Below are 11,642 nucleotides of genomic sequence, written 5' to 3'. Positions count from 1 at the left end.
CCCGCCTGAAACGCCGACTTGGCGCCGCTGGCCGCCGACGTGGCGGCACGCGCGCCGCTGCCGGCCAGCTTGGCGGCAGCCGGCGCCATGCGCGCCCCGGCGACCACCGCGCCACCCACGCCCGTCGCGGCGGCGCCAATGGCAACGGCCGTGCCGGCGGCACCGATGGCGGCACCGGCCATCGCGCCCGCGCCAAGCTGCGGCGCACCGGACACCAGCCCAGTGGCGATGCCAGGGCCGAAAATCGCCAGCGCCAGCAGCGCGAGCGAAGCCAGCATGATGACCAGCGCATGGTCGATGGACGGTTCGGCCGGATGCACCTGGAACTCGGCGAACAGGCCCGAACCGATGCCGACGATGACCGCCAGCACCAGCACGAAGCCCGCCAAGGTGGTCAGCTTGAACTCGATCAGCGTGATGAAAAGCTGGATCGCCAGCACGAAGAAGCACAGCACCACGACCAGCCAGGCCAGGAACATCACCACGATGGAGTCGATGTTCACGAACACTTCGGGAAAGCCCGCCATGTCGCCGATCTGCTCCAGAATCGGTGCCGCCGCGTCGATGCCGGTCTTGGCCAGCCGCCCCGGTTGCAGAAACGTCTCCATGCTCAAGGCCGAGCCAGTGGCCGTCAGGCCCAGGCCGGCGAACGAGCGGAAGATGATGCCGGCCAGCGCGTTGAAATTGCCGATGATGTAGGCGAAGGCACCGACGTAGAGCACCTTGCGCAGCAGCTTGGCGATCACGTCCTCGCCCTGGCCGGTGGCGTGGCTCATCGCCCAGTAGAGGCCGGCGATGGTCATGTCGATGACGATCAGCGTGGCGGTCAGGAACGCCACCTCGCCCTGCAACAGCCCGAACCCGGAGTCGATGTAGCGCGAGAACGTATCCAGAAAGCGGTCGATGACCGTCACGTCGTTCATGGTCTGGCTCCGTCAGTTGCCGTAGAAATCCACGCGCTGCGGCGTGTACGGCGTGCCGGTGCCCAGGAAGCGCCGCCGCACTTCGCGGGCGCGCTCGGTGGCCGCCGCCTGCCGCGCCAGTTCCAGCGAGGCCGCCCGGTCTTGCGTGATCTGGAGCTGCTGGGCCTGGATGGACTGCTTGGCCTGCAAGGCCAGAAGCTGGTTCGTTGCCTGCATGGCTTGCAGTGCTCCGGTGGCCGATTGGCTCTGGCTCACGAGGTCGGCCAGCGCGCCTTCGTCTTCGCGCAGGTTCTGCGACACCTGCGCCTGCATCCGCATCGCGGTGTGCAGGCCGTCGAGGGTGTTCTTCCACCGCTCGCGGGCATCACGCAGCATCTGGTCGCCGCTGACGGTAGCCGCGTACTGCTCCGGGTACAGCCGGGCAAATTCCCGATCCATGTTCTGCACGTCGTAGGCCAGCCCCTGCGCCTCGGCAATCAGGCGTTCGGTGGTGGCAAGCGTCGAGCGCAGCCGATTGACGATGTTGAAGTCCAGGTTTGCCAAGTTCCTGGCCTGGTTCATCAGCATCTGCGCTTCATTCTGGAGCTGGTTGATCTGGTTGTTGATCTGCTCCAGCGTGCGGATGGCCGTCAGCGTGTTCTGCACCAGGTTAACGGGATCAACGAAGGTGAGCGCCGCCGCCGGCTGGGCGAGCATCAGTGAGCCGGCCAGCGCGGCGGCGAGCGAAATAGAAAGCACACGGGTCTTCATGGCAGGTTCTCCTGTCGTGGTTGGGAAAGGAAAGAAGCCGCCGCCGGCGAGGACGGCAGCAGGTCGGCGGCCCAATCGAGGCCGCGATGGCGCAGCCAGGCGCCAGCGAAGCCGGGAGCGCCGGCCTGCGTCAGCACGCGGTCCATGTCGCGTTGGTCTTGCGGTGTGGATGCCCCGGCAAAGGCGAGCGCAGCCGGCCCCAAGTCGAGGTCGAACAGCCGGTTTCCCAGGCGCGATTGGTAGTAGTAGTCCTGCTTGGGCTGCGCGGTGGCGACGATTTCGATTTGTCGGCTGTTGAGGCCGAAGCCCTCGTAGATCGTGCGAATCTGCGGCTCGGTCGCCTGCGGGTTAGGGAGAAAGATCCGACTGGCGCAGCTCTCGATGACCGCCGGTGCGATGGATGACTCTTTGATGTCGGCGAGCGACTGCGTATCGAAGACGACGGAAACCTGCTTTTTTCGCAAAGTCTTGAGCCACTGGCGAAGCCGGGCCGCGAATATGGGATCGTCTAGGAAGACCCACGCCTCCCCAAGAAAAAGCATCGTGGGCGAGCCATCGAATCGTTCTTCCAGGCGGGCAAAGAGGTAGTTCAGAACCGCCAGCACGGCGGCCTTGCTGTGCATGAGTTCTTCCATCTCGAAGCACTGCACATCCGCGCTACCCAGCCGGTCGTGGTCGGCATCCAGCAACTTGCCGTGTGCGCCGCCGAGCACATAGGGAGCGAGCGCCTGGCGCAACACGTTCGATTGCAGCAAGACGGATAGGCCGGTAAGCGTGCGTTGCTCCACGGGCGCACCGGCCAGACTGCCGAGCGCCGACCAAATGGCGGCCTTCTCGTCGGGGCCGACGGTCACGCCTTCGCGCAGCAAGCGCCCTTCGATCCATTCGGCGGCCCAGGTGCGGTAGCCTTCTCGGTCGATGCGGGCGAGAGGCTGAAAGGCAATCTCGCCATCAGCACTGAGATCGTAGTGCTCGCCACCCAGGCCCAGGGTCGCGGCGCGTATGGATCGCCCTACGTCAAAGACAAAGACGCGCGAGCCGCGATAGCGACGGAACTGCATGGCCATCATGGCGACCAAGACCGACTTGCCCATGCCGGTCGGGCCGACGATCATCGTGTGCCCCACGTCACCGATATGCGTCACCAGCCGGAACGGCGTTGCGCCATCGGTGCGGGTGACGATCAGCGGCGGGCCGTCCAGATGCTTGTTGCGCTCGGGGCCGGCCCACACGGCAGACACCGGCATCATGTGCGCCAGGTTCAGCGTCGAGACGATGGGCTGGCGCACGTTGGCATAGGCGTTGCCAGGGATAGACGACAGCCACGCATCCACGGCATTGAGCGTTTCGGGGATGGTCACGAAACCCCGGCCCTGAATCACGCGCTCCACCATGCGCAGCTTCTCGTCGGCCACGGTCGGGTCGCCATCGAGCACCGTCACCGTGGCGGTGAGGTAGCCGAAGGCCACTTGATCGCTGCCCAGCTCCTGCAAGGCGGCGTCCGCGTCGGCCGCCTTGTTGCTGGCATCCGTGTCCACCAAGGGCGATTCCTGCTGAAAGATCGTTTCGCGCAGCAGCGCGATGACGTTCTTGCGCTTGGCAAACCATTGGCGGCGCAGGCGGCCCAGCTCCTTTTCCGCCTCGGCCTTGTCGAGGCAGAGGAACCGGGTACTCCAGCGATAGGCAAAGCCCAGGCGGTTGAGGTCGTCCAGCAGGCCCGGCCAGGTCGAGGTCGGGAAGCCCCGCACCGACACCACGCGCAGGTGCTGGTCGCCCAGCACGGGCGCCAGGCCACCGACCAGCGCGGAGTCGGCCAGCAGCGTATCCAGATGGAAAGGTATTTCGGGGACGCCGATGCGATAGCGCCGCGTCGAGACGGTCGCGTGCAGGTAGGTCAGCGTCGCTGCATCGTCCAGCCAGGCGATTTCCGGCATCACGCCATCGAGCAGGTCGAACACGCGATCGGTTTCCGCCACGAAGGCATCGAGCCGACCGCGCCAGTCCACACCATCGCCCGGCGCGTGTTCGTACAGCAGTTTGGCCGCACGGGCGCGGGATTCCTCCGGCGGCAAGTAGGCCAGCGTCAGGTGATAGCCGCTCTCGAAGTGATTGCCCGATTCTTCGAAAGCGGCGCGGCGTTCCTCGTCCACCAGCCACGACAGCGGTTCGGGGAAATCGGAATGCGGGTAGTCCGCCGCCGGTTGGCGCTCGGCCTCCACGAACAGCGCCCAGCCCGAACCCAGCCGACGCAGCGCGTTGTTCAGCCGTGCCGTGGTGGCGATCAGCTCGCCCTGCGTGGCGCTGTCGAGGTCGGGGCTACGGAAACGGGCCGTGCGCTGAAAGCTGCCGTCCTTGTTCAAGACGACACCCGGCGCGATCAGTCCGGCCCAGGGAAGCCAGTCGGCCAGCAGTGCGGGCCGCTGGCGGTATTCGGCAAGGTTCAGCATGGCATCCCCCTTCACACGTCCAACAGCGGCTTGTGCTTGATGTGCCGGGCGAAGACCTGCATGAACTGCGGATCGACACGCGCGCCCCACACGGCCAGCGAGTGGCCGACGATCCAGAGCACGACACCGGGAATCCAGAGTTGCAGGCCCAGCCCGACGGCGGCGGCCAGCGTGCCGTTGGCAATCGCCACGGTGCGCGGTGCGCCGCCCATGAGGATCGGCTCGGTCAGCGAGCGATGTAGCGGCACCTCGAAGCCGGCCGCGAAGCTGTCCGGCCCGCTCATACAACCGCCCCGCCGGAGAAGCTGAAGAACGACAGGAAGAAGCTCGAAGCCGCGAACGCGATGGACAGGCCGAACACAATCTGGATCAGCTTGCGGAAGCCGCCCGACGTGTCGCCGAAGGCCAGCGCGAGGCTGGTGGCGATGATGATGATGACCGCGACGATGCGCGCCACCGGCCCCTGGATCGACTCCAGAATGGATTGCAGCGGGCCTTCCCACGGCATCGAGGAACCGGATGCCTTCGCCGTTCCTGCCGTCATCAGCATGACGGCGGCCAGCAGCAGGCCGTGGTGCGCCGGCCGGGCGAGGCGCCGCAGGCGTGCGAGGCCGGGAAGCGGCTTTACGGAAAGACGGAAAGCAGGAACGTGCATCTGCGTCATGGCAGTTCTCCAGGTTGGTCAAGGGACGGGGAAGGCGCAGCGGCAGCGGCTGCGAGAGGAACCGGCATCAGCTCGGGAAACGGCGTTTCCAGCGCATACGCCAGGCGGTAGCCCACACCGTCGAAACCGACGACGCGGGCGATGCTTTCGACGCGGCGCTTGCGGCCGCGTCCGGCGATGTGGATGACGACATTGACCGCCTCGGCGATCAGCGCGCGTGGCGGGTTCACCGCCACTTCGAGAATCAACTGTTCCAGGCGCAGCAGCGCGCCCAGCGCGGAACCGGCGTGGATGGTGGCGATGCCACCGGGATGGCCGGTGCCCCACACCTTCACCAAGTCCAGGGCTTCGCCGCCGCGTACCTCGGCGACGATCACGCGATCGGGGCGCAGGCGCATCGTGGCGCGCACCAGTTCGGTCATGGACACGACGCCCGCGCGGGTACGCAGCGGCACATGGTCGCGGGCCGCGCATTGCAGTTCGATGGTGTCTTCGAGCACCAGCACGCGGTCGCCGGTGGCGGCGATTTCCGCGAGCAAGGCATTGGCGAGCGTGGTCTTGCCGCTGCTCGTCGCCCCGGCAATCAGGATGTTCTGGCGCTCGCGCACAGCGCGGCGCAGGAAGTCCGCCTGGGCTGTGGTCAGGATGCCGTCGGCCACATAGCGATCCAGGCCGATGATGCTCACGGCGCGCTTGCGCAGCGCGAAGGCCGGGCCGGGTGCGGCTGGCGGCAGGATGCCCTCGAAGCGTTCGCCCGTTTCCGGCAGCTCGGCTGTCAGCAGCGGTCGGCCACGATGCACTTCCGCACCGACATGCGCGGCCACCAGACGGATGATGCGTTCGCCATCGGCCTCGGGCAGCTCCACGCCCAACGGCGCGCGGCCCGACGAAAGCCGATCCACCCATAGGGTGCGGTCGGGGTTGAGCATGATTTCCACCACGTCGGGGTCTTCGAGCGCGGTGGCGATCAGCGGCCCCATTGCCGTGCGCAGCATCTGGATGCGCCGGTCGAGCGATGTGGCACTCATGGATTGCGGAACGGCGCTCATGACGCACGCTCCCGCGCCTGAGCCGATGCCGCTGCGTCCTCCATCCGCATCGGGTCGGGGTGCAGTTCCTCCACCACGTCGCGCACGAGGCTGCGGCCGCGCATCAGGTGGTGGCCAAGCTGCTCGGTGAATTGCTCGAAGCGCGCCTTGCCCTGCGCGCGGGCCGCGTCTTGGTGGGCTTCGGGAACCGGCGTGCTGACGGTCAGGTAGTAGCGGATGAACAGTGCCAGCGTTTCGATGGCGATGTTCTGGTCGCGCTCCATGCGTTCGGCCTGGCGCGATAGGCGATCAAGGCGCTTGGCGATGGCGGCCTCGCGCTGGTCGGCAGCATCGGGTGATAGCCACGATGCGAGCGCCGCCGCGACGATGGACGACTTGGACACGCCTTTCTTGGCGGCCAGTTCGTCGAGGCGCTTGGCGTGCTCGGGCTGGATAAAGAGATTCAGGCGATAGGTCATAGGTCGATTCCGTCGCTGGGGTCGAGGGAGGCCAGCCGGGCGGTGCGCTGCATGGCCGGATCAAGCTGGCGAGGAAGGGGAAGCGGCAGGTCGTCGTCGTCATCGAGCACGCCGAGGTCGGCCGCGGGCGCGGCCAGTTCGGGGTCGTAGGCGACGGTTTCGGAAAGTTCGGGCTGACGGCGCGGGCCGCCGTCGTCGGCTGTGCCCTGGTGTTCGAGGTCATCGGCGGGTGCCGTGGACGGTGCGGTGGGCGTTGGTGGGATTGCCAGCCCGCTCCAGTCGTCGGGGCGCAGCGGCGGCGCGTCGGCGTACTGGCCGCCCGTCAGCGCGGGCGGCGGCAGCACGCGCTGCTTGAAATTGGCGTCGGCGTAGTAGCGCAGCTTCGTGGCCTTGATCGGGGCCACGCTGGACACCATCACCACGGCCTCGTCGGGCGGAAGCTGCATGACTTCGCCCGGCGTCAGCAGCGGGCGAGCCGTCTCCTGGCGCGACACCATTAGGTGGCCCAGCCACGGCGCGAGGCGATGGCCGGCATAGTTGCGCTGCGCGCGCAGCTCGGTCGCGGTGCCCAGCGTCTCGGAGATCCGCTTGGCGGTGCGCTCGTCGTTGGTCGCAAACGTCACACGCACATGGCAGTTGTCGAGGATGGAATGGTTCTGTCCATACGCCTTGTCGATCTGGTTGAGCGACTGCGCGATGAGGAAGCTGCGGATGCCGTAGCCCGCCATAAAGGCCAGCGCCGTCTCGAAGAAATCGAGCCTGCCCAGCGCCGGGAACTCGTCGAGCATCAGCAGCAGCTTGTGGCGGCGCTCGATGCCGTCGCTGCCGTCGAGCGATTCCGTTAGGCGCCGGCCGATCTGGTTGAGGATCAGGCGAATGAGCGGCTTGGTGCGGCTGATGTCCGAAGGCGGCACTACGAGATACAGCGAGACGGGGTGCTCGGATGCGATCAGGTCGGCGATGCGCCAGTCGCAGCGCGACGTGACTTCGGCCACAGTGGGATCGCGGTACAGGCCGAGGAAGCTCATGGCCGTGGAAAGCACGCCGGAGCGTTCGTTATCGCTCTTGTTGAGGACTTCACGCGCAGCGGACGCCACCACGGGATGCGGGCCATCACCGAGGTGCGGCGTGGTCATCATCCGATGCAAGGTCAACTCGAACGGGCTGGCCGGGTCGCTGAGGAAGTTGGCGACGCCGCGCAGCGTCTTGTCCTCGCCCGCGTAGAGCACATGCAGGATCGCGCCGACTAGCAGGGCGTGAGAGGTCTTTTCCCAATGGTTGCGCTTCTCCAGCGCGCCTTCGGGATCGACCAGAATGTCCGCGATGTTCTGCACGTCGCGCACTTCATGCGCGCCGCGTCGTACCTCCAGCAGCGGGTTGTAGGCCGCCGACTTCGCATCCGTGGGGTTGAACAGTAGGCAGTGGCTAAAACGGCTGCGCCAGCCAGCGGTGATCTGCCAGTTCTCGCCCTTGATGTCGTGGATGACCGCCGATGCCGGCCAACTCAACAACGTGGGCACCACCAAGCCGACGCCCTTGCCGCTGCGCGTGGGCGCGAAGGTCAGGACGTGTTCCGGGCCTTCATGGCGCAGGTACTCGTTGCGATACTTGCCGAGGAAGACGCCGGCCGGCTGCGTCAGCCCGGCCTTGCGAATGTCGTCCGCTTCGGCCCAGCGTGCCGAGCCGTAGGTGGTGACAAGGCGCGATTGCCGTGAGCGCCACACCGACATGGCAATGGCGACAACCACGGCCACCAGGCCGCTGCCGCCTGCGATAGCCCCGCCAATGTCGAACACATGCGGCGCGTAGGCATCGAAGAAGAACCACCACTCGAACAGCCGCCACGGGTGATAGACCGGCGTGCCGAAGAAATCGAACCAGGGCGAGCCAAGGCGTAGTTGATAGCCCAGGGCGGCGGCTGTCCATTGCGTTGCACTCCATACGCCGGCGATCACGATGCCGAAGACGGCGGCGATCTGCCCGAACGACACGCCCTGAGCTTGCATTGACTGGCCTCCGATTTCCCCTGCGCTTTTTCCTCATGGAAAGCGCGGCACAAGGACGTGCCACAAGCGTCAGAATCGGTGCCGGGTCAGTGCCGGTCAAAGACCGTTTTAAGCAGAAAAGTCGCGGAAAAAGAAAGAATGAGCGCGGTGGCGAGCCAAAGAAAAACGCCGCAAGCGCAGGCGCATTGCGGCGTATCGAGCAAAAAAGTAAGGCTATGCGGCGAACCGCCAACAATCAAAACTTTGGCGACTCTTTCGGCGGTGTGTACGGGGTTTCGCCGTCGCCATAGAACCGTTTGCGCGTGGCTTCGGCCACCCGATTGCAGAGCACATCACCCAGCTTGGTGCGGTCGGTCTTGCATTGCTGCCGTAGTTCCTTGAGCCGTTCGGGATTGGCCGCCAGTTCTTCCACCGTCGGGATGTTGGCTGCCGAATCGGCAGGCTTCTGTGGCGCTTCGGACTGGCCGCAGGCGGCCAAGAGATATGCGAGCAAGAACGGGATGATCTTCTTCATGGCGCAGGTTCCTCCGGTGGATCGGGATGAAGGCCCGAAACGGGCCGGGTGGACTCTGGCGAGTCAATGGCCTGCACGCGCTCGATGAACCGCGCCAGCACGTCGGATAGCTCGACTTCGGGGCGCAGCACGAACGTCGTCAACGGCGGTACGCGCGTCGCCAGCGGTCGCGCCACCACGCCCGATTCCCTGCTGGCGGCAATGTGTGACTTGCCCGTCAACCCAAGCGCGAAGCCCGCAGATACCAGCGCCATCATCAAATCGCCGGACGCGACCCGTTCTGCGATCAGCGGCTCCATGTCAGCGCGACGCAGTATCCGATCGACGTGCCTGGCATGGCCTTCGCACACCTGCGGATCGCACAGCACCAGCGGATAGCGCAGCAGCTCGTCCAGCGGGATGCGCTTGTGGGCCAGCAGCGGATGCCGCGCTGGCACCGCCACCATCAGCGCATCGCTCCAAACCGGCAGGGCCACGATGCCTTCGCCCACCTCATCGGACTGCGCGAAACCCACGTCGTACAGGTCGTCGTGCAGCCCTTTTATCTGCTGTGATAAGGAAACCTCGAAGAAGCGGATTTCAACCTCAGGTTCTTCCTGTCGGCAAAGAGCCAGGAGTGCCGGCAAGCGCGATGGCGTGATGCCATCCGACAGCGCCACGCGCAACTGTCCATGAAAACCGTTCGCTGCTGCGTGAACGCTATCGCGTGCCTGCTGTAAGGCCGCAAACACCCGGCGCACATGCTCCAGGAACAACGTGCCTGCACGGGTCAGTCGCGTGCTGCGCGTGGTGCGAGCGAACAGCATCACGCCAAGTTCTTCCTCCAACTCTTTGATTGCCCGCGACAGCGGAGATTGCTCAATATGCAATTTCTCCGCTGCGTGGGCAAAGTGGAGTTCTTCGGCGACAGCCATGAAATAACGCAAATGTCTTAGTTCCATGGCCACTCCTCCTTTCTACGTCAACATTGCGGTCAGAAGTCCATAGTGGCCGAGAGCAGGAAGGTACGGGGAGCGCCCAAGCCCAGGCTTGTGAAGTGCGGCTTCGCCCAATATGCCTTGTTGGTCACGTTGGTGACGGCGGCTCGCAGGGTCAGCGGGCGACCTGAAACCCTTGTGGCGTAGCGCGCGCCCACGTCGAACACGGTGCGGCCAGGTATCGACAGAGAGTTGTCCGCGCTGAGGTATTGCTTGTCCGCCCAAGTTGCATTGGCCGTCAGCGTCAAACCTTGCATCGCAGGCACGTCCCATTCCGTTCCCAGCTTGGCCTGCCACTTTGGCAAGCCGGTGGCCTGCTTGCCTTCATTAGCAGCAACGGCGGCTTTCGTCACCTCGGCATCCGAATAGGCGATACCACCCATCAGGCGCACGCCGCGCATGGGCGAGCCGAAAAAGCCCCATTCCACCCCACGGTTGCGTTGTTCGCCTCCAAACGAAAATATGTTGGTGAAGGGGTCTGTATAGCTGCTGGGGCGTTTGATCTCGTACACACTGAGCGTGTGGGCGAATTCACCCAAGTCGAATTTGATGCCGACTTCTTTCTGCTTAGTCTTGTAGGGTGCGAAGACCTCGCCCGCATTTTCCGCAGTATTGGGGGCGGTGGCGCCCTGGCTCAGGCCCTCGATGTAGTTGGCATACACGGAAAGCCGATCAGTGGCCTTGATGTACTTCTCTGTATAGGTGATGGTGGAGAACGGCGTTTCCATGAAGTCCTTTTCACCGAGCAGCCCCATACGACCACCGGTACTCACCTGGCCGCCGGAGTACGTGGGCATCGTCGATTCACCCGTGACGGTCACCGTCGGCAGTGTCGTTACGCCTTCGGTGCCAAGTGGTATCGCCTGCTCTTCGCTGAGATCGGTGGCGGCGTTGGAAGTCTGAGCCAATGCCGGGGGCGTCACGACGGCCAAGGCGCTGAATGCCAGCCCGAACAGCAGCGCGTTGCGCACTGCTACAGCAGTCCGGTTTGGGGTGAAGTCAAAGCTTGGAGGCAACGCCTGCCGAACGCGCGCGGTACGTTGATTCGGATAGGACTTGGTCATGTAATGATCCTTTCAGTTGAAGTCGGGGTGGTTCTCGCCACGTTTTGCAGATGAGAAAAAAAGAGACAGATCGAATGAGACTTGTTTGCGTAATTGAGTCGGCGACCCATTTCGGGACGAATCAGTCCCGATACCTGTGCGTCAATGAGGTGGATGCTGACGGGAAGCCGATAGGCGCACAGGTCGCTCAATGGCTTCTGCGCTGGATGGCGTATCCGTTGCAGAATCCAGGCGCCAAGATGTCGACGGCAGTCATCATGCATGGCCCGCAGGGAACAGGGAAAAGCGCCATCTTCCAGGTGTTGGCCAGCATCTACGGCAAGTACGCAACCGTACTCAACCAGCGCGGCCTGGAAGATAAGTTCAATGCGGACTGGGTGGATTGCAAGCTTTTCCTGCTTGCGGAAGAAGTCGTTACGCGTGCTGAAATGTGGCACATCAAGAACGAGCTGAAAGAGCTTGTTACCGGTAAGACTGTGCGGGTCAATGGCAAGAACGTGTCCGCCTATCCGCAGAAAAACCAGATCAACATGGCGCTGCTCTCAAACGAAAATCAGCCGCTACCGCTCGACAACGACGACCGTCGTCACCTCGTGGTCTATACCCCGCCATCGCTGAGCGAGGAGTATTACGACGAAGTGCACCGCGAGATAGAAAACGGCGGTGTCGCTGCTTTCTACTGGCACTTGCTGAATCTTGATCTGGGCGACTTCCATCCGAAAAAGCGCCCGCCGATGACGCAAAGCAAATCGGCGTTGATCAGCCTTGTATCTTTAAGCCTCGGACCGGC

Annotated in this window: 12 protein-coding genes; 1 reads left to right on the top strand and 11 read right to left on the bottom strand. The window is 64.5% G+C overall.

Annotated features, from left to right (window positions below):
• The 11 genes from trbL to BGI27_RS16360 form a co-directional block, all read right to left on the bottom strand.
• On the bottom strand, positions 1–923 hold a 923-nt coding region (gene trbL, locus BGI27_RS16410), incomplete at its 3' end, for a P-type conjugative transfer protein TrbL (RefSeq protein ID WP_095525882.1).
• Positions 924–935: 12 nt separating this feature from the next.
• Positions 936–1,673 (bottom strand): P-type conjugative transfer protein TrbJ, encoded by a 738-nt coding sequence (trbJ, locus tag BGI27_RS16405; RefSeq protein WP_095525881.1) that lies wholly within the window; start codon positions 1,671–1,673, stop codon positions 936–938.
• Positions 1,670–4,120, bottom strand: coding sequence for a conjugal transfer protein TrbE (gene trbE, locus BGI27_RS16400; protein ID WP_095525883.1), 2,451 nt, complete (start codon positions 4,118–4,120; stop codon positions 1,670–1,672). Before trbE ends, trbJ begins: the two co-directional genes overlap by 4 nt.
• 11 nt (positions 4,121–4,131) lie before the next feature.
• Positions 4,132–4,404 (bottom strand): VirB3 family type IV secretion system protein, encoded by a 273-nt coding sequence (locus BGI27_RS16395; RefSeq protein ID WP_006472389.1) that lies wholly within the window; start codon positions 4,402–4,404, stop codon positions 4,132–4,134.
• Positions 4,401–4,775 (bottom strand): TrbC/VirB2 family type IV secretion system protein, encoded by a 375-nt coding sequence (locus BGI27_RS16390; protein ID WP_478210107.1) that lies wholly within the window; start codon positions 4,773–4,775, stop codon positions 4,401–4,403. Before BGI27_RS16390 ends, BGI27_RS16395 begins: the two co-directional genes overlap by 4 nt.
• A gap of 5 nt (positions 4,776–4,780) precedes the next feature.
• Complete coding sequence (trbB, locus tag BGI27_RS16385; protein ID WP_095525879.1) at positions 4,781–5,833, bottom strand: P-type conjugative transfer ATPase TrbB; 1,053 nt, start codon at positions 5,831–5,833, stop codon at positions 4,781–4,783.
• Entirely contained in the window at positions 5,830–6,291 is a 462-nt protein-coding gene (locus BGI27_RS16380) for a ribbon-helix-helix protein, CopG family (RefSeq protein ID WP_095525878.1), read from the bottom strand. The genes trbB and BGI27_RS16380 overlap by 4 nt, the downstream gene beginning before the upstream one ends.
• Positions 6,288–8,297: a conjugal transfer protein TraG gene (locus BGI27_RS16375; RefSeq protein WP_095525877.1), complete on the bottom strand. Its 2,010-nt coding sequence runs from the start codon at positions 8,295–8,297 to the stop codon at positions 6,288–6,290. The genes BGI27_RS16380 and BGI27_RS16375 overlap by 4 nt, the downstream gene beginning before the upstream one ends.
• Before the next feature lie 235 nt (positions 8,298–8,532).
• A complete protein-coding gene (locus BGI27_RS16370) occupies positions 8,533–8,811 on the bottom strand; it encodes an EexN family lipoprotein (RefSeq protein ID WP_095525876.1) in 279 nt (92 codons plus the stop codon).
• Positions 8,808–9,752: a LysR family transcriptional regulator gene (locus BGI27_RS16365; RefSeq protein WP_095525875.1), complete on the bottom strand. Its 945-nt coding sequence runs from the start codon at positions 9,750–9,752 to the stop codon at positions 8,808–8,810. The genes BGI27_RS16370 and BGI27_RS16365 overlap by 4 nt, the downstream gene beginning before the upstream one ends.
• Before the next feature lie 32 nt (positions 9,753–9,784).
• On the bottom strand, positions 9,785–10,852 hold the full coding sequence (locus BGI27_RS16360) for a TonB-dependent receptor (protein WP_272896545.1): 1,068 nt from the start codon (positions 10,850–10,852) through the stop codon (positions 9,785–9,787).
• 74 nt (positions 10,853–10,926) lie between these two features.
• On the opposite strand from BGI27_RS16360, the gene BGI27_RS16355 reads away from it, so the two are divergent.
• Positions 10,927–11,642 (top strand): primase-helicase family protein (locus BGI27_RS16355; protein WP_223871872.1); only part of this gene is annotated, 716 nt, incomplete at its 3' end.

Origin of the sequence: Candidatus Dactylopiibacterium carminicum, assembly GCF_014736495.1 — a bacterium.
In the GTDB taxonomy this organism is placed as follows: domain Bacteria; phylum Pseudomonadota; class Gammaproteobacteria; order Burkholderiales; family Rhodocyclaceae; genus Uliginosibacterium; species Uliginosibacterium carminicum.
Note: the sequence above shows the minus strand (reverse complement) of the source record. Positions and strands in the feature narration are given on the sequence as shown.

Coding starts and splice junctions, on each gene's coding strand:
- trbJ (WP_095525881.1), bottom strand. CDS start 1,673: ATGAAGACCCGTGTGCTTTCTATTTCGCTCGCCGCCGCGCTGGCCGGC.
- trbE (WP_095525883.1), bottom strand. CDS start 4,120: ATGCTGAACCTTGCCGAATACCGCCAGCGGCCCGCACTGCTGGCCGAC.
- BGI27_RS16395 (WP_006472389.1), bottom strand. CDS start 4,404: ATGAGCGGGCCGGACAGCTTCGCGGCCGGCTTCGAGGTGCCGCTACAT.
- BGI27_RS16390 (WP_478210107.1), bottom strand. CDS start 4,775: ATGCACGTTCCTGCTTTCCGTCTTTCCGTAAAGCCGCTTCCCGGCCTC.
- trbB (WP_095525879.1), bottom strand. CDS start 5,833: ATGAGCGCCGTTCCGCAATCCATGAGTGCCACATCGCTCGACCGGCGC.
- BGI27_RS16380 (WP_095525878.1), bottom strand. CDS start 6,291: ATGACCTATCGCCTGAATCTCTTTATCCAGCCCGAGCACGCCAAGCGC.
- BGI27_RS16375 (WP_095525877.1), bottom strand. CDS start 8,297: ATGCAAGCTCAGGGCGTGTCGTTCGGGCAGATCGCCGCCGTCTTCGGC.
- BGI27_RS16370 (WP_095525876.1), bottom strand. CDS start 8,811: ATGAAGAAGATCATCCCGTTCTTGCTCGCATATCTCTTGGCCGCCTGC.
- BGI27_RS16365 (WP_095525875.1), bottom strand. CDS start 9,752: ATGGAACTAAGACATTTGCGTTATTTCATGGCTGTCGCCGAAGAACTC.
- BGI27_RS16360 (WP_272896545.1), bottom strand. CDS start 10,852: ATGACCAAGTCCTATCCGAATCAACGTACCGCGCGCGTTCGGCAGGCG.